General features: G+C 61.4%; 14 protein-coding genes. 5 read left to right on the forward strand and 9 right to left on the reverse strand.

Annotation, left to right across the window (positions count from 1 at the left end; translation table 11 throughout):
* The first annotated feature begins 12 nt into the window (after positions 1 to 12).
* The 4 genes from DGA31_RS09345 (at position 13) to DGA31_RS09360 (ending at position 3,225) form a co-directional block, all read left to right on the forward strand.
* Complete coding sequence (locus tag DGA31_RS09345) at positions 13 to 1,035, forward strand: Gfo/Idh/MocA family oxidoreductase (RefSeq protein WP_056840021.1); 1,023 nt, start codon at positions 13 to 15, stop codon at positions 1,033 to 1,035.
* Positions 1,032 to 1,820: a TIM barrel protein gene (locus DGA31_RS09350; RefSeq protein ID WP_056840022.1), complete on the forward strand. Its 789-nt coding sequence runs from the start codon at positions 1,032 to 1,034 to the stop codon at positions 1,818 to 1,820. The genes DGA31_RS09345 and DGA31_RS09350 overlap by 4 nt, the downstream gene beginning before the upstream one ends.
* A 69-nt stretch (positions 1,821 to 1,889) precedes the next feature.
* The gene (locus DGA31_RS09355) at positions 1,890 to 2,831 is read left to right on the forward strand and encodes a sugar ABC transporter substrate-binding protein (RefSeq protein ID WP_056840023.1); all 942 of its coding nucleotides are present in this window, start codon (positions 1,890 to 1,892) and stop codon (positions 2,829 to 2,831) included.
* A gap of 67 nt (positions 2,832 to 2,898) precedes the next feature.
* Positions 2,899 to 3,225 carry a hypothetical protein gene (locus tag DGA31_RS09360; protein ID WP_109512341.1) on the forward strand — a complete coding sequence of 109 codons (327 nt, stop codon included), beginning with the start codon at positions 2,899 to 2,901 and terminating at the stop codon, positions 3,223 to 3,225.
* Between the two features lie 204 nt (positions 3,226 to 3,429).
* On the opposite strand, the gene yghX is transcribed toward DGA31_RS09360, so the two are convergent.
* From yghX to htpG, 3 genes are all read right to left on the reverse strand, one after another.
* Positions 3,430 to 4,314 carry a YghX family hydrolase gene (gene yghX, locus DGA31_RS09365; protein WP_109512342.1) on the reverse strand — a complete coding sequence of 295 codons (885 nt, stop codon included), beginning with the start codon at positions 4,312 to 4,314 and terminating at the stop codon, positions 3,430 to 3,432.
* A gap of 137 nt (positions 4,315 to 4,451) precedes the next feature.
* Positions 4,452 to 5,195, reverse strand: a complete 744-nt coding sequence (locus tag DGA31_RS09370; protein ID WP_109512343.1) for a dienelactone hydrolase family protein — start codon at positions 5,193 to 5,195, stop codon at positions 4,452 to 4,454.
* An 83-nt stretch (positions 5,196 to 5,278) separates the two neighbouring features.
* The gene (gene htpG / locus DGA31_RS09375; RefSeq protein WP_056840027.1) at positions 5,279 to 7,186 is read right to left on the reverse strand and encodes a molecular chaperone HtpG; all 1,908 of its coding nucleotides are present in this window, start codon (positions 7,184 to 7,186) and stop codon (positions 5,279 to 5,281) included.
* A 309-nt stretch (positions 7,187 to 7,495) separates the two neighbouring features.
* Here htpG and DGA31_RS09380 point away from each other — a divergent pair, with 309 nt between their 5' ends.
* Entirely contained in the window at positions 7,496 to 7,768 is a 273-nt protein-coding gene (locus DGA31_RS09380; protein ID WP_056840028.1) for a hypothetical protein, read from the forward strand.
* Positions 7,769 to 7,892: 124 nt separating this feature from the next.
* On the opposite strand, the gene brnQ is transcribed toward DGA31_RS09380, so the two are convergent.
* The 6 genes from brnQ to DGA31_RS09410 form a co-directional block, all read right to left on the reverse strand.
* Positions 7,893 to 9,206, reverse strand: a complete 1,314-nt coding sequence (gene brnQ / locus DGA31_RS09385; RefSeq protein WP_109512344.1) for a branched-chain amino acid transport system II carrier protein — start codon at positions 9,204 to 9,206, stop codon at positions 7,893 to 7,895.
* Positions 9,207 to 9,750: 544 nt separating this feature from the next.
* On the reverse strand, positions 9,751 to 10,635 hold the full coding sequence (gene sucD / locus DGA31_RS09390) for a succinate--CoA ligase subunit alpha (RefSeq protein WP_056840030.1): 885 nt from the start codon (positions 10,633 to 10,635) through the stop codon (positions 9,751 to 9,753).
* The gene (gene sucC, locus DGA31_RS09395; RefSeq protein WP_056840031.1) at positions 10,635 to 11,801 is read right to left on the reverse strand and encodes an ADP-forming succinate--CoA ligase subunit beta; all 1,167 of its coding nucleotides are present in this window, start codon (positions 11,799 to 11,801) and stop codon (positions 10,635 to 10,637) included. Before sucC ends, sucD begins: the two co-directional genes overlap by 1 nt.
* A gap of 200 nt (positions 11,802 to 12,001) precedes the next feature.
* Complete coding sequence (gene lpdA / locus DGA31_RS09400; protein WP_109512345.1) at positions 12,002 to 13,438, reverse strand: dihydrolipoyl dehydrogenase; 1,437 nt, start codon at positions 13,436 to 13,438, stop codon at positions 12,002 to 12,004.
* A gap of 174 nt (positions 13,439 to 13,612) precedes the next feature.
* A complete protein-coding gene (gene odhB, locus DGA31_RS09405) occupies positions 13,613 to 14,830 on the reverse strand; it encodes a 2-oxoglutarate dehydrogenase complex dihydrolipoyllysine-residue succinyltransferase (RefSeq protein WP_109512346.1) in 1,218 nt (405 codons plus the stop codon).
* A 41-nt stretch (positions 14,831 to 14,871) separates the two neighbouring features.
* Positions 14,872 to 17,703 carry a 2-oxoglutarate dehydrogenase E1 component gene (locus DGA31_RS09410; RefSeq protein WP_056840034.1) on the reverse strand — a complete coding sequence of 944 codons (2,832 nt, stop codon included), beginning with the start codon at positions 17,701 to 17,703 and terminating at the stop codon, positions 14,872 to 14,874.
* Positions 17,704 to 17,801 lie beyond the last annotated feature (98 nt).

The raw sequence follows: 17,801 nt of genomic DNA on the forward strand, positions 1-17,801 counted from the left end.
AGGAGCTACACCATGAGCACGCAAAAGACCCTTCGCCTTGGCCTGATCGGCGCCGGTCGCATGGGCAGTTTTCATGCCCTGACCGCCGCCCGGCATATTCCCGGCGCCATCCTGGCCGCCATTGCCGACCCTACCCCGGGTCAGGCAGCCCGACTGGCCGCAGAACTGGGCGTCGACAAGGTCTACACCGACCCGCAGCAATTGCTGCTGGATCCGGATATCGACGGCGTGCTGATTGCCTCGCCGGCCCGTACCCATGCCGAGCTGGTAATCAGCGCCGCCCGCGCCGGCAAGGGCATCTTTTGCGAGAAGCCCATGGCCATCAGCCTGGAGGAAGCCGACCAGGCCATCGAGGCGGCACAACAGGCCGGCGTGGTGCTGCAGGTCGGCTTCAACCGCCGTTTCGCCTCAAGCTTTCGCCAGGCGCATCAGGACGTTGTGGCCGGACGCATCGGCACGCCGCAACTGCTGCGTTCGCTGACCCGGGACCCGGCGCTGAACAACCCGGCGGCCTCGCCGCAATGGGTGATCTTCCTGGAAACCCTCATCCACGACTTCGACACGCTCAATTACCTCAACCCCGGCGCCAGGGCTGTCGAGGTCAGTGTCATGGCTGACGCACTGATCGCCCCGGCGTTCAAGGACAAGGGGCTGCTGGACACCGCGCTGGTGAGCATTCGCTATGACAACGGTGCACTGGCCAGTGCCGAGGCCAGCTTCCAGGCCGTGTACGGCTACGATGTGCGCGGCGAAGTGTTCGGCAGCGCCGGCATGCTGACCATGGGCGATATCCACACCTCTGATCTGCGCCGCTACACCGCCGAGGGCACCGGCGCCGACACGCTGCGCCTGGACACCGAGCTGCTCAAGGACGCCTACATCGCCGAACTCAATCATTTTGCCGACTGCCTGCGCACCGGCCACACGCCGCACGCCACAGGCGAGGACGCCCGCGCCGCCCTGGTGATCGCCCGCGCCTGTATCGACTCGTTCCAGCAAGGCCGGCCGGTGCATCTGCAAGGAGAACAGCCATGAGCCATTGCCCGTTCAAACTGGCGGCCAGTGCCGAAATGCTGTTTCTCGACCTGCCGTTCGTGGAGCGCGTGCAGCGCATCCAGGCGCTGGGGCTGAGCGTGGAAATCTGGAACTGGACCACCAAGGACATTCCGGCCCTGGCCGCCACCGGTGCCGACTTCACGTCCATGACCGGCTACATCACCGGCAACCTGACCGAGCCGGACGGCATTGCCAGCCTGCTCGACAGCGCGCAGGAGTCGCTGCACGTCGCCGACCAACTGGGCTGCCCGAGCCTGAACCTGCATGGCACCGGGCTTGACGGCAAGGGGTTGCCGGTAAGGCCGGTCGAGCAAATAACCGGACGCATGTGGCTGACCGCCTGCAAGACGCTGGAAAAAATCGCCCGGCTGGGCGAGCGCGCCGGCAAGGTGTTCTTGCTGGAGAACCTCAATACCGCTGTCGATCACCCCGGCACACCGTTCGCCCGTGCCGAAGACACCCTGGCGCTGATCGAGGCGGTCGGCAGCCCGCACCTGTTGTTGAATCTGGACCTGTATCACGCGCAGATCGGCGAAGGTAACCTGATCGAGCTGATCCAGCGCGCTGGCAGCGCCATCGGCGAGATTCAGGTGGCCGATGTTCCAGGCCGCAAGGAGCCCGGCACCGGCGAGATTCACTACCCGGCCATTGCCCGTGCGCTGCATGCCCAGGGTTATCGCGGCGTGGTCGGGCTGGAAGGCTGGGCCTCGGGCGACTCGCAGCAGGCGATCGAGCGTTTCCGGCGCGCCTTTACCCTTGAGTGAGCAAGACCTGCGCAGCACTCGCTGCCCAGGCTGTACGTTTGATGCCCATAACAACAACAGGAAATCATCATGCGCCTTATCCGACTGCTCGGCTTTACCAGTGCAACGCTTCTCGGCTGCCTGACCCTCGCCACCACGGCACTGGCTGACTACCGTATCGGTGTCAGCATTGCGCGGGTCGACGATAACTTCATGACCTACGTGCGCAATGGCCTCAACGATGCGGCCAAAAAAGCCGGCGTGACCCTGCAGGTCGAGGATGCCCAGGGCGATGTGGTGCGCCAGCTCAATCAGGTCCAGGGTTTCCTGAGCCAGAAGGTCGACGCCATCATCGTGTTGCCGGCCGACACCGCCGCCATTGCCAAGGTCACCCAGGCCGCCGTCGAGGCCGGCACACCGCTGGTGTATGTCAACCGTCGACCGGACCAGGCCGTGTTACCCAAGGGCGTGGTGGCCGTGGCTTCGCGCGATGAAGAAGCCGGGCAATTGCAGATGCGCTACCTGGCCGAAAAGATGGGCGGCAAGGGCAACCTGGCGATCATCATGGGTGACCTGGCGCAGAATGCGACGCGAGGCCGTACCGAAGGCGTCAAGCAGGTGCTCAAGGATTATCCGGGCATCAGGATCGTCGAGCAGCAAAGCGCCGAATGGCAGCGCAGCCGCAGCATGGACCTGACCAGCAACTGGATCCTGGCCGGCTCGCAGATCGATGCCATCGTCGCCAACAATGACGAGATGGCCATCGGCGCCGCCATGGCGCTGCAGCAGTCGGGCAAGGCCAAGGGCAGCGTGCCGGTGATCGGCATCGACGGGTTGCCCGATGGCCTGGCCGCGATCAAGCGCGGGCAACTGGCAGGTTCGGTGTTCCAGGACCCGGCGGCCCAGGCCAGCAGCGCCATGCAAGCGGCGCTGCAGATGATCAAGGGTGAAGCGGTGCAAAGCGATGTCTGGGTGCCCTACCAGCTCATTACGCCTGAGCAGGTGGCCACTTTCGAGCAGCACTTCAAGTAATGCCGGGCGGCGGCCAGGGTGCATTCATGGCACACTGGCCGCCCCTCTCTGCTTTCGACGCCCTGCCATGCCCCTGACCAAACGCGAACAGGCGCACCTTGAACGCCGCCTGATTCAGACCCTGACCGAAGCCTGTGAAACCGCCAAGGCTGAAATCCCGGGCTTCGAGTGGCTGACCCACACGATCGATCATGCCAACCCGGGCGCCAGCGTGCGGGTGACCTGGGTGTTCGACAACGAGGCCAGCCGGTTGGCGGCACTGGCCGCAGGACAACAGCTGCGAATGGTCGAATTCACCGCCATGGCGCTGCTTGAGGCGGGTATCCGCGCCACCGCCATTGAGCGCCAGGTCGTGACCGACAGCGAAGAAGCCCGCCGGCGCCATGGCCGCTAGCCCGCACCGGGCTATGCAAGAACGCGACGACACCCTCTCAGCTGTAGGAGCGCGCTCTGCCCGCGACCGAGTGCGCAGCGCTCGCAAAATCTCCAAAACACTGAAAATCTGCAGCGAATGACCGAAAAATTTGTGAAACGCTGAAGTTTTACGACTGCTAACGCACTCGGTTGCGGTGGTCCGGCATTCCGGCAGAGCGCGCTCCTACAAATAACGTTTGAACCACTCGATCGTGCGGTTCCAGGCCAGGTTGGCAGCAGCGTCGTCGTAGCGTGGGGTGGAGTCGTTGTGAAAGCCGTGGTTGGCGCCCTTGTAGATATACGCCTGATACGGGGTGCCGGCGGCCTTGAGGGCCTGCTCGTAGGCCGGCCAGCCTTCGTTGATGCGGGTATCCAGTTCGCCCAGGTGAATCTGCACCGGGGCCTTGATGCGCGGGACGTCCTCGGCCTTGGGCTGGCGGCCGTAGAACGACACGGCGGCCCCCAGTTCCGGATAGGCCACGGCGGCCGCATTGGCCACCCCGCCGCCGTAGCAGAAGCCGGTGATGCCGACCTTGCCGGTGCTGGCGTCATGCGTCATCAGCCATTCGAGACCGGCGAAGAAATCGTTGAGCAGTTTTTCCGGGTTGACCTGCTGCTGCAGCTCGCGCCCCTTGTCGTCGTTGCCCGGATAGCCCCCCACCGAACTCAGGCCATCGGGCGCCAGGGCGATGAAGCCGGCCTTGGCCACGCGCCGGGCGACGTCTTCGATGTACGGGTTCAGGCCACGGTTTTCATGCACCACCACCACGCCCGGCAGCTTGCCGCTGGCCTTGGCCGGGCGTACCCGATAAGCGCGTACCTGACCGTGGCCATTGGGCGAGGGATAGGTGACGTATTCGGCGACGATATCAGGGTCGGTGAACGCCACCTGCTCGGCCAGCGCGTAATCGGGACTCAGGGCTGCCAGCACCGCCGTGGCGGTCAGCCCGCCCAGGGTGAACTTTGCCGCCCGGTCGATGAATTCGCGGCGGTTGATCTGGCCATGGGCGTAGAAATCGTAGAGTTCCAGCAGTTCGGGCGCGAAGTCTTTGGCGGTGAGTCGTTGCATCGGGCGCATCCTGTCGGGGCAGTGGCTAAAGTCAATGCATTGAAGCACACCCCCCAGCAACGGCCTACCCTCACAAGGCGCGGCTTCCTGCCCGCCAGAGCAGGCCCGCAGGCGGTGCTGCGGGCACATGGAGGGAATTACACCGTCGGCGCGTCGACGAACACTTCGTCCAGCAGGTTGTACATGGCCTTGAAGGCACGTTCCGACACCCTGGGGTCGTACATCATCCGGCCTGGCACGTCAGCTTCGGGGTCAGTGAACGAATGCACCGCCTCGCCATAGACGTTCAGTTGCCAGTCGACACCGGCTTCGTCCATTTCGCGCTTGAAGTCCCTTAACTGGTCAGCCGGCACCATCGGGTCGGAACCGCCGTGCAGCACCAGCACCGCGCCCTGGATATTGTGCGCATCCTGAGGGGTATTGGTGTCCAGCGTGCCGTGGAAGGTAATCGTGGCTTCGACATCGGCACCGCTGCGCGCCAGCTCCAGCGCGGCACAGCCGCCAAAGCAGAAACCGAACGTGGCGATACGGGTGGCGTCCAGCGATACATCCTTTTGCGCCAGCAGTTGCTTCAAGGCCGCCTGCATGCGCTTGCGCAGCACCGCCCGATCGTCCTTGACCCGGGTCATGGCCTGCCCGGCCTCCTCGGCATTGGCGGGCCGCACGCCCTGGCCGTACAGGTCGGCCAGCAGCACCACATAGCCCTGCGCGGCCACCTGCCGGGCGATGTCTTCGGCGCCCTGGCTGATGCCCATCCAGTTCGGCGCCATCACCAGGCCCGGTCGTGGCTGACCGGCACTGGCGCTGTACACCAGGCGACTTTCGAACGCCTGGCCGTTGATCTCATAGACTACGGAACGAACTGTCACGTCATTGCTCATCATTGACTCCTTGAACGCTGGAAAATGACCCGGCACAGAAAAACAAAAAAACCCGCCGGGGCGGGTTTTCTTGAGGCCACTCGTCAGACCGAGAGTTCAACCAACAGCTTGTTCAGGCGGCGCACATAGGCGGCCGGATCCTTCAGGCTGTCACCGGCAGCCAGCGCCGCCTGATCGAACAGGATGTGCGACAGCTCACCGAAGCGCTCTTCGTTCTGCTCGGCATCAAGCTTGCCGATCAGAGGATGCGCCGGGTTGAATTCGAAGATCGGCTTGGAGTCCGGAACCTTCTGCCCGCTGGCTTCGAGAATCTGGCGCATTTGCAGCCCCAGGTCCTGCTCGCCTATGGCCAGAATAGCCGGAGAATCGGTCAGGCGATGGGAAACACGCACTTCGCTGACCGATTCGCCCAGCACAGTCTTGATCCGCTCGACCAGGCCTTCTTTTTCCTTGGCGACTTCTTCCTGGGCTTTCTTGTCTTCTTCGGAGTCCAGGTTGCCAAGGTCCAGGTCGCCACGCGCCACGTCGACAAAACTCTTGCCGTCGAATTCGTTGAGGTAGCTCATCAGCCACTCATCGATGCGGTCGGTGAGCAGCAGCACTTCGATGCCTTTCTTGCGGAAGACTTCCAGGTGCGGGCTGTTCTTGACCTGCGCATACGACTCGCCGCTCAGGTAATAGATCTTGTCCTGACCTTCCTTGGCACGGGCCAGGTAGTCGGTCAGCGCTACGCTTTGCTCGCCGCTTTCGTCGCTGGTGGAGGCGAAGCGCAGCAGGCCGGCGATTTTTTCCTTGTTGGCGAAATCTTCGGCCGGGCCTTCTTTGAGCACCTGGCCAAAGTTCTTCCAGAAGCCCTTGTATTGCTCAGGCTCGTTCTTGGCCAGCTTCTCCAGCATGTCGAGCACGCGCTTGGTCAGGGCCGATTTCATCGAATCGATGATCGGGTCTTTCTGCAGGATTTCACGCGAGACGTTCAACGACAGGTCATTGGAGTCGACCACGCCCTTGATGAAGCGCAGGTACAACGGCAGGAACGACTCGGCCTGGTCCATGACGAACACACGCTGCACGTACAGCTTCAGGCCACGCGGGGCTTCGCGCTGGTACAGGTCGAACGGGGCACGGGCCGGTACGAACAGCAGCGAGTTGTATTCCAGCTTGCCTTCGACCTTGTTGTGACTCCAGGTCAGCGGGTTCTCGAAATCGTGGCCGACGTGCTTGTAGAACTCCTGGTATTCCTCGTCCTTGATCTCGGTACGCGGACGGGTCCACAGGGCGCTGGCGCGGTTGACGGTTTCCCATTCTTCGGCCGGCGCCTCTTCACCCTCGGCGGCCGCCGGCTGCTGCTTGGGCAGCTCGATTGGCAGGGCGATGTGGTCGGAGTATTTCTTGATGATGTTGCGCAGACGGTAGCCGTCGGCGAATTCGCTTTCATCGGCCTTGAGGTGCAGGACGATGCGGGTGCCGCGCTCGGGCTTGTCGATGTTGGCGACTTCAAAGTCGCCCTCGCCCCTGGAGGACCAATGCACGCCCTCGCTGGCAGGTGTGCCGGCACGACGGCTGTACACGTCAACCTGGTCGGCCACGATAAAGGCCGAGTAGAAGCCCACACCGAACTGACCGATCAGGTGCGAATCCTTCTTCTGGTCGCCGGTCAGGTTTTTCATGAAGTCGGCGGTGCCGGATTTGGCGATGGTACCCAGGTGGGTGATCACATCGTCGCGGTTCATGCCAATGCCGTTGTCTTCGAGGGTGACGGTTCTGGCGTCGGCATCGAAGCTCACACGGATTTTCAGCTCGGCACCGCCTTCGAGCAGTTGCGGGTTGGCAAGGGCTTCGAAGCGCAGCTTGTCAACGGCGTCGGAGGCGTTGGAGATCAGTTCGCGAAGGAAGATTTCCTTGTTGGAATACAGCGAATGGATCATGAGGTGCAGCAGTTGCTTTACCTCGGTCTGGAAGCCCAGGGTTTGCTTTTGAGATTCCACACTCATGTTCGTCAAGCTCCAATTCAGGGGGTACGAGATGCCACGTTCAGCGAGGCGTGGCAGCGGGTTGTCATGAAGGTGGGGCCGGCGGGGAGGATTTCAAGGGGCAACAAGAATCATCGTTGCAAGTGCTGTGTGCTGGGCGTGTCTTCACAGGTCGTATAACCACTCGACGCCACGATGCCATCACAGAAGATGGCACTTACTGCATAAGTTCCCGGCGAGCCGATTTTAATATTCTGATAATCCGCTGGAACTTACGTTATGACCCCGGGCTCTTAGGCACGTTAGGTATTCAATAAGGAGAAACACCTCATGCGTAAATCCATTACTCTTGCCTTGATGTTGGCCGCCAGCCTGGGCCTCGCTGCCTGCGACAAAAAATCTGAAAATATTCAGCAAGATGCCAACAAAAAAGCCGAACAATCTCAAGAGTCGATGCAGAAAGCTCAAGAGAAAGTGAACGACGCGGCCAAAGAAAGCCAGGAAGCTGCGCAGAAGAACGCCGAAGCCGCACAACAGCGCGCTAAAGAAGGCACGCCGGCGACTGCGCCTGCCACCACGACTGAAACAGCACCCAAGCAATAATAAGCTTGCGTGAACCTGTTTAAACTAATAAGGCCCGCTTTGAGCGGGCCTTATTAGTTATTGCTGCAGTGTCAACACAACGAAACAGTCAGCATTATCGAGCGTTGCATTAACGAAACATGCTTCACGCCAGGGCCTCCTGGCGCCTGCCCAACAGGCGGTCGACCACCGCCGCTGCGACCAGCGCGATGAATGAAGGCAACAGCCACGCCAGGCCCTGCGCACTGAACGGCAGATCCCTCAATGGCGAAGGCAGGTACAGCTCCAGGCCTGCAGCCTTGAGGCCGTCGATGATGCCGGCCAGCAGCGCCACGATCATCACCGGGGCCACGACACGGCTCGGGTTGAGCCACAGGCTCCTGCTGAAACTCAACGCCACCAGCACGATGCACGGCGGGTAGATACCGGTCAGCACCGGCACCGAGAACTCGATCAGACGCGTCAGTCCCAGGTTCGAGACCACCAGCGAGAACAGCGACAGACCGACCACCAGCGTGCGGTACGACAGCGGCAACAGGCGGCTGAAGTACTCGGCACAGGCGCAGGTCAGGCCCACGGCCGTCACCAGGCAGGCCAGGGCAATCAACACGGCCAGGAAACCACTGCCCAGCGTTCCGAACGTATGTTGCACGTAGGCATGCAGTACCGCCGCACCGTTAGCGGCCTGGGCCGCGATGGCATGGCTGCCCGAGCCCAGGCGGAACAGGCTGATGTACACCAGCGCCAGGCCAACGCCGGCGATCAGTCCGGCGATGATCGCGTAACGGGTGATCAGTCGCGGCGAGTCGACGCCACGCGAGCGGATGGCATTGACAATCACGATGCCGAAGACCAGTGCCCCCAGGGTGTCCATGGTCAGGTAGCCTTCGGTAAAGCCCTTGGCAAACGGCGCAGCCACATAGGCGGGCTGGGCGACGCCCATGTCGCCGGCCGGCAGCATGAAAGCTGCAATGCCGAGCATGGCCAGAGCGATGATCTTCAGCGGACCGAGTACCCGGCCCACCGTGTCGAGCAAACGGCCCGGGTACAGCGACACCACCAGCACGATCAGGAAATACACCAGGCTGTAGAGAAACAGGGCCAGCGGGCTGTCACCGGTAAAGGGGGCCAGGCCGACTTCGAAGGACACGGTCGCGGTACGCGGCGTGGCGAAGAACGGGCCGACGGCCAGGTAGCAGACAGTGGCCAGCAGCACGCCGGCGACCCGGCCGATCGGACTGCTCAGGCTGTCCATTGCGCCACCGACCTTGGCCAGGGCGATGACGGTCAGCACCGGCAAGCCTACCGCCGTGACCAGAAAGCCCAGCGCTGCCATCCATACATTAGGACCCGCCTGCAGCCCCACGAAGGGCGGAAAAATGATATTGCCGGCGCCAACGAACAACGCAAACGTCATGAAGCCCAGTGCCAGGATGTCCTGGCCTTTCAACACTTTCATCGAGGAACCACACTGCCGAATCAGGAAATGAGAAGGTAGATCCCGTGGGTTTGGGAAGAGTTGCAGCCTTGATAAGGCTGGCGTGCAGGGCTGCGATTCCTTGTGGGAAGCGGCCTGCACCAAGAAGGCTGCAAGGCTAACGAAATCGCGCACAAAACGCACTAGCACAGGGCCTTGATGCGACGATATGCACCTTCCTGTCGCGATTTCTACATGTTTTGAGCAAGTGATGCGCAAAGCATGCGTATTTCATGCCCGGTGTAGGAGCGCGCTTGCCCGCGATCGGCTGCGTTAGCAGTCGTAGATTTTCAGCGTTTCGCAGATTTTTGCGAGCGCTGCGCACTCGGTCGCGGTGGTCCGGCATTCCGGCAAGCGCGCGCCTACGAGGGTGAATTCAATATTCAGTGAATCAGCCCGTTATTTGTATTTGATGAGAAGGAGCGTGGGTTGCTGCACGGATATTTTTGCAGAAACGTCAAACCCTGAAAGCACAAAGGCCACCCGAAGGTGGCCTTTGTTGCAGCATCAATCGGTCAGCCGAAGCTTACTTCTTGACTTCCCAACCGGTCAGCTCGGCCAGGGCCTTGCCGATGTCCGCCAGAGAGCGAACGGTCTTCACGCCAGCGTCTTGCAGCGCGGCGAATTTCTCGTCCGCAGTGCCCTTGCCGCCGGAGATGATTGCACCGGCGTGGCCCATGCGCTTGCCCGGAGGGGCAGTCACACCAGCGATGTAGGACACCACTGGCTTGGTCACATTGGCCTTGATGTAGGCAGCGGCTTCTTCTTCGGCCGAACCGCCGATCTCACCGATCATGACGATCGCTTCGGTCTTCGGGTCTTCCTGGAACAGCTTCAGGATGTCGATGAAGTTCGAGCCCGGGATCGGGTCACCGCCGATGCCGACACAGGTGGACTGACCGAAACCGGCGTCAGTGGTCTGCTTGACAGCTTCGTAGGTCAGGGTGCCGGAACGCGACACGATACCGACCTTGCCTGGCAAGTGGATGTGACCTGGCATGATGCCGATCTTGCACTCGCCCGGGGTGATGACGCCTGGGCAGTTAGGACCGATCAGGACCACGCCCAGCTCGTCGCACTTGACCTTGGCTTCCAGCATGTCGATGGTTGGAATGCCTTCGGTGATGCACACGATCAGCTTGATGCCGGCGAAAGCGGCTTCCAGGATCGAGTCCTTGCAGAAAGGAGCCGGTACGTAGATAACCGAGGCGTCAGCGCCGGTGGTGTCTACGGCTTCTTTCACCGTGTTGAACACGGGCAGGTTCAGGTGGGTAGTACCGCCCTTGCCCGGGGTCACGCCGCCAACCATCTTGGTGCCGTAGGCGATGGCTTGTTCGGAGTGGAAGGTACCTTGCGAGCCGGTGAAGCCCTGGCAGATAACCTTGGTGTCTTTATTGATCAGAACGCTCATTACTTGCCCTCCGCAGCTTTGACAACTTGTTGAGCAGCATCGGTGAGGCTGGTAGCTGCGATGATGTTCAAGCCGCTTTCTGCCAGTACTTTAGCGCCCAGCTCAGCGTTGTTGCCTTCAAGGCGAACAACAACCGGGATTTTGACGCCGACTTCTTTCACGGCGCCAATGATGCCTTCGGCAATCATGTCGCAACGAACGATGCCGCCGAAGATGTTGACCAGTACGGCCGCGACATTGGTGTCGGACAGGATGATCTTGAACGCTTCGGTTACGCGTTCCTTGGTTGCACCACCGCCTACGTCGAGGAAGTTGGCTGGCTTGCCGCCATGCAGGTTGACGATGTCCATGGTACCCATGGCCAGACCGGCACCGTTGACCATGCAGCCGATGTTACCTTCCAGCGCTACATAGTTCAGTTCGAACTTGGCAGCGTGAGCTTCGCGAGGATCGTCCTGCGAAGGATCGTGGAATTCCTTCAGCTTTGGCTGACGGTACATGGCGTTGGCGTCGATGTTGATCTTGGCGTCCAGGCAGTGCAGGTCGCCGTCGGCCTTGATGACCAGCGGGTTGACTTCCAGCAGGGCCAGGTCGTGGTCCTGGAACAGCTTGGCCAGACCGGTGAAGATCTTGGCGAACTGAGTTACCTGCTTGCCTTCCAGACCCAGCTGGAAAGCCAGATCGCGACCCTGGAATGGCTGTGCGCCAACCAGTGGATCGATGGTGGCCTTGAGAATCTTCTCAGGAGTGTCGTGAGCGATCTTCTCGATGTCCACGCCACCTTCGGTGGAAGCCATGAACACGATACGACGGCTGGAACGATCGACTACAGCGCCCAGGTACAGCTCTTTGGCGATGTCGGTGCACGATTCAACCAGGATCTTGGTCACTGGCTGACCGTTGGCGTCGGTCTGGTAGGTCACCAGACGCTTGCCCAGCCACTGTTGGGCGAACGCTGCTGCGTCTTCCTTGCTGCGAACCAGCTTGACGCCGCCGGCTTTACCGCGGCCACCAGCGTGAACCTGAGCCTTGACGACCCACTCGGTGCCGCCAATCTTGTCGCAAGCTTCTGCGGCTGCTTCCGGGGTGTCAACTGCGTAGCCTTTGGATACTGGCAGGCCGTATTCAGCGAACAGCTGCTTACCCTGATACTCGTGAAGATTCATGCTTATTACCGTCTTTGTTGGGCATTGCGCATTCGGTGCTGCACACGGCGTGTGCCGCACCACCTGTGACCGCTACTCCGGGTGGACTGTGTGAAGGTTCGAAAACCTTCACACCGCCGCCTGAGAGGTCGAGTCCGGCGCCACTTCCGCGGCGAACCTCATGGTTCGCGACGGGCATGGCACCGTGGTTTCTTGTTGTCTCAGCGTTTCTTGCGGTTCTGGATGTGGATGGCGCCGCCATTCACTGCCAGGGCCGCTTCGTGCAGCGCTTCGGACAGAGTCGGGTGAGAGAAGACCATCATGCCCAGGTCTTCGGCACTGCTGCCGAATTCCATGGCGATCGCACCCTGCTGAACCAGTTCGGCAGCGCTCGGGCCAATCACGTGGACGCCCAGGACACGGTCGGTCTTGGCGTCGGCGATGATCTTGACGAAACCGCCGGTGTCGTTGGCTGCCAGGGCACGGCCGCTGGCGGCAAACGGGAAGGTGCCGACGTTGACTTCAACGCCTTCGCCTTTCAGGGTCTGCTCGGTCTTGCCGACCCACGCGATTTCCGGGTGGGTGTAGATCACGGACGGAACCAGGTTGTAGTTCATCTGGGCCTTGTGGCCCTTGATGCGCTCGACCACCATGATGCCTTCTTCCGAAGCCTTGTGCGCCAGCATCAGGCCACGGACCACGTCACCGATGGCGTAGACGCCCGGTACGCTGGTCGCGCAGTAGTCGTCGACGTAGATGTAGCCACGCTCGTCCAGGGTCACACCGCTGTCGGCGGCCAGCAGGTCGGTGGTCACCGGGCGACGGCCCACGGCCACGATCAGGCGATCAAAGGTGATCTTCTGCTCGCCGTTGGCGTCGGTGTAGGTGACTTCGACTTCGTCGCCGTTGACCTGGGAACCGGTCACGCGGGCGCCGAGCTTGACGTCCAGACCCTGATTGGTGAAGGTCTTCAGCGCTTCCTTGGCCACGCCTTCGTCAGCGGCTGGCAGGAACTTCTCCAGTGCTTCCAGGACAGTAACCTGAGCGCCCAGGCGAGCCCAGACCGAACCCAGCTCCAGGCCGATGACGCCGGCGCCGATCACGCCCAGGCGTTTTGGCACTTGCTGGAATTCCAGGGCGCCGGTGGAGTCGACGATGACGTTCTGGTCGACCGGAGCCGGCGGAATGTCGATCGGACGCGAACCGGAAGCCAGGATCACGTGTTCGGCTTCAATGATTTCAACGGTGCCGTCGACCTTGGTCAGCTCGACTTTCTTGCCGGCCAGCAGTTTGCCGTGGCCTTGCAGGGAGGTCACGCCGTTGGCCTTGAACAGGCTGGCAACGCCGCCGGTCAGGCCCTTGACGATGGTGGCCTTGCGGCCAACCATGGTCGGCACGTCGATGGCGACTTCACCGGTGCTGATACCGTGGACGTTGAAGCTTTTCTTGGCTTCGTAGTATTTCCAGGAGCTGTCCAGCAGCGCCTTGGAAGGAATGCAGCCTACGTTCAGGCAAGTGCCGCCCAGCGCCAGCTTGCCTTCCTTGTCCTGATACTTCTCGATGCAGGCAGTCTTGAGACCGAGCTGTGCAGCCTTGATGGCCGCTACGTAGCCGCCAGGGCCTGCGCCGATCACTACGACGTCGAATTTCTGAGACATATCAAAGAGTTCCTCTTTTAGCTGCGAGCTTCAAGCTGCAAGCTGCAAGCCGGTCTGCGGTGTTCTGCAGTACCGGCCTGCAAGCTGTTGATTAGATGCAACCCATCAGCCGCAGGCTGCACACCGCTGCGCTTCTTACTTGAAGCTTGCGGCGTGCAACCTGCGGCTGCTTCATCAGATATCCAGCAACAGACGAGCCGGATCTTCCAGCAGGTTCTTGATGGTAACGAGGAAGGTCACGGCTTCTTTACCGTCGATCAGGCGGTGATCGTAGGACAGGGCCAGGTACATCATCGGGCGAATCACGACCTGGCCATTGATGGCCATCGGGCGCTGCAGAATGTTGTGCATGCCCAGGATCGCGGCCTGTGGCGGGTTGACGATCGGGGTCGACATCATCGAGCCGAAGGTACCGCCGTTGGTGATGGTGAAGGTGCCACCGGTCATTTCGTCGATCGACAGCTTGCCGTCACGGGCCTTCTTGCCGAAGGTGGCGATGCCGCCTTCGATTTCAGCCAGGCTCATGTGCTCGGCGTTGCGCAGGACCGGTACCACCAGGCCGCGGTCGCTGGAAACGGCAACGCCGACGTCCGCATAACCGTGGTAGACGATGTCGTTACCGTCGATCGAGGCGTTGACGGCCGGGAAACGCTTGAGCGCTTCGGTCGCTGCCTTGACGAAGAAGGACATGAAGCCCAGGCGCACGCCGTTGTGCGACTTCTCGAACAGGTCCTTGTACTTGGAGCGCAGCGCCATGACTTCGGTCATGTCGACTTCGTTGAACGTGGTCAGCATCGCCATGTTCGACTGGGCTTCGACCAGACGCTTGGCAACGGTGGCCCGTACACGGGTCATCGGTACGCGCTTCTCGGTGCGGTCGCCAGCAGCCACGACGGGTGCGGCAGCAGCAGGCTTGGCAGCCGGTGCAGCAGCCGGAGCGGATTTCTTCGCTTCGACAGCAGCAACGATGTCTTCCTTGGTAATGCGACCATCCTTGCCAGTGCCTTTCACAGCGGCCAGGTTGATGCCGTTTTCTTCGGCCAGCTTGCGGGCAGCCGGAGCCGCGATCGCATCTTCGTCAGCGGCAGCAGGCGCAGCAGCGGCTGGAGCTGCGGCTTGTGCAGGTGCAGCAGCAGCCGGAGCGGCAGCAGTGGCGCCGGCGTCCAGGGTGGCAATCACTTCGTTGGAGAGGACGATGTCGCCCTCGCCTTTCACGATCGACGCCAGCACGCCGTCTGCTTCGGCCAGGACTTCAAGAACGACCTTGTCAGTCTCGATGTCGACCAGCAGTTCGTCGCGCTTCACCGCTTCGCCCGGTTGCTTGTGCCACTTGGAAATGGTGCCGTCGGCAACGGATTCCGGGAAAGAGGGGGCTTTGATCTCGATAGCCATTATCTGTAATTCCTTAATTCGGTTTCTAATGCACGAAGGCGTTAAACAGTGAAGGCATCCTGCAGCAGTTTTTCCTGCTGCTCGGCGTGTATCGAAGCGTAACCACAGGCCGGTGCGGCAGAAGCATCACGACCGGCATACTCGAGCACGAGGTTGCGGTTGTGGTTGCCGATGCTGCGGCGCAGGTGGTGCTGGCTGCTGTACCACGCGCCCTGGTTCATGGGTTCTTCCTGGCACCAGACCACATGCTTGAGGTTGGTGTAAGGCGCGATGGCCTCCATCAGGTCGTCCTCAGGGAACGGATACAACTGTTCGATACGCACGATGGCGATGTCTTCACGACCTTCGGCACGGCGCTTCTCGAGCAGGTCGTAATAGACCTTGCCGCTGCACAGGACCAGACGCTCGACCTTGGCAGCATCCTGGGTGTCGATTTCCGGGATCACGGTCTGGAACGAGCCATGGGCCAGATCTTCCAGGGTCGAGATGGCCAGCTTGTGACGCAGCAGCGACTTGGGCGACAGGACGACCAGCGGCTTGCGCAGCGGGCGGATGACCTGGCGACGCAGCAGGTGGTAGATCTGTGCCGGCGTGGTCGGTACGCAGACCTGGATGTTGTGCTCGGCGCACAATTGCAGGTAACGCTCCAGACGCGCGGAAGAGTGCTCCGGCCCCTGCCCTTCATAACCATGAGGCAGCAGCATGGTCAGGCCGCACAGACGACCCCATTTGTGCTCGCCGCTGGTGATGAACTGGTCGATCACCACCTGGGCACCGTTGGCGAAGTCGCCGAACTGGGCTTCCCAGATGACCAGCGCGTTGGGCTGGGTGGTCGAGTAGCCGTATTCGAACGCCAGTACGGCTTCTTCCGACAGGAAGGAATCGTACAGGTCGAAGTTCGGCTGGCCCGGCACCAGGTTCTTCAGCGGCACATAGGCGCTGGCGTCTTTCTGGTTGTGCAGCACGGCATGACGGTGCGAGAACGTGCCGCGACCGACATCCTGACCGGTGATACGGATCGGATGGCCTTCGAACAGCAACGTGGCGTAGGCCATGGTCTCGGCGTAGCCCCAGTTGATCGGCAAGCCACCGGCCTGCATCTTCTGGCGATCTTCGTAGATCTTCTGCACCTGGCGCTGAACCACCAGGCCTTCAGGCAGCTCCAGCAATTTGGCGGAGAGTTCCTGCAGGGTCTTGAGGTCGAAGCTGGTGTCGTGACGCGCGGTCCAGGCATGGCCCAGGTAAGGACGCCAGTCGACGAACAGCTCGCGGTTCGGCTCCTTGACCAGGCTCTTGACCACATGCTGACCGTTGTCCAGCGCGTTGCGGTAGTCGTCGATCTTGGCCTGGACACCGGCTTCGTCGAATACACCCGACTTGATCAGTTGCTCGGCATACAGCTCACGGGTGGTGCGCTGCTTGGTGATCTGCTGATACATCAGCGGCTGGGTGCCGCTTGGCTCGTCGGCCTCGTTGTGGCCGCGACGACGGTAGCAGACCAGGTCGATGACGATGTCACGCTTGAACTGCATGCGGTAGTCGATCGCCAGCTGGGTGACGAACACCACCGCTTCTGGATCGTCGCCGTTCACGTGCAGGATCGGCGCCTGGATCATCTTGGCCACGTCGGTCGCGTACTCGGTGGAGCGTGCGTCCAGCGGGTTGCTGATGGTGAAGCCGACCTGGTTGTTGATCACGATGTGCACGGTGCCGCCGGTCTTGAAACCGCGGGTCTGCGACATCTGGAAGGTTTCCAGGACCACGCCTTGTCCGGCAAAGGCAGCATCGCCGTGCAGGGAGATCGGCAGGACCTTTTCGCCGCTCGAATCGTTGCGGCGATCCTGGCGGGCACGAACGGAACCTTCGACCACCGGAGAAACGATCTCCAGGTGCGAGGGGTTGAAGGCCATGGCCAGGTGGACTTCGCCGCCTGCGGTCATGACGTTGGAAGAGAAGCCCTGGTGGTACTTGACGTCACCGGAGCCCAGCTCGACCACTTTCTTGCCTTCGAACTCGTCGAACAGCTCGCGCGGGTTCTTGCCGAAGGTGTTGACCAGTACGTTCAGACGGCCACGGTGGGCCATGCCGATCACGACTTCCTTGACGCCATAGGAACCGGAACGCTGGATCAGCTCGTCGAGCATCGGAATCAGGCTTTCGCCGCCTTCCAGGCCGAAACGCTTGGTGCCCGGGTACTTGGTGCCCAGGTACTTTTCCAGGCCTTCGGCCGCGGTGACGCGCTCAAGCAGGTGGGCCTTGTTCTCGGCGGAAAACGCCGGGCGGCCGCGTACGCTTTCGAGGCGCTGCATGAACCAGTTGCGCTGTTCGGAATCCACGATGTGGGCGAATTCGGCGCCGATGGTGCGACAATATGTCTGCTCCAACGTCTCGTGGATTTCACGTAGGCTCGCTTCCTCCTTGCCGATGAACAGGTCGCCGGCACGGAAGACGGTGTCCAGGTCTGCGTTGGTCAGGCCGTAGTGGTTGATCGACAGATCAGCCGGTACGGGACGCTGCCACAGCCCCAGCGGGTCGAGCTGGGCCGCCTGATGGCCGCGTACGCGGTACGCCTGGATAAGCCGCAACACTTCAACCTGCTTCTTCTCGTGCTCGCTGCTCACGCTGCCGGCGGATACCGGTTGAGCACGGCGCTGGTTTTTGGCCAGCAACACGAAATGATCGCGAATTGTCGAGTGCGATACATCGGTGGCAGCGCTGCCGGCAGTCGGCAACGTCTGAAAGTAGGTGCGCCATTCATCTGGCACAGCGTTAGGGTCGTGCAGGTAGAGCTCATAGAGCTCTTCCACATAGGCAGCGTTACCACCGGAAAGGTGGGCACTGTTCCACATGCGCTGCATCACGCTTTCTTGCATGCTTGGTCACCCTCGGTAAGGGGACACCACCGGCGAAGACCCAAAGCATGCCTGAGACGGTCGTGTGCAGCGACCAAAACAAGTCACCAAGGATCACG

This window comes from Pseudomonas ovata, from assembly GCF_003131185.1.
GTDB lineage: Bacteria > Pseudomonadota > Gammaproteobacteria > Pseudomonadales > Pseudomonadaceae > Aquipseudomonas > Aquipseudomonas ovata.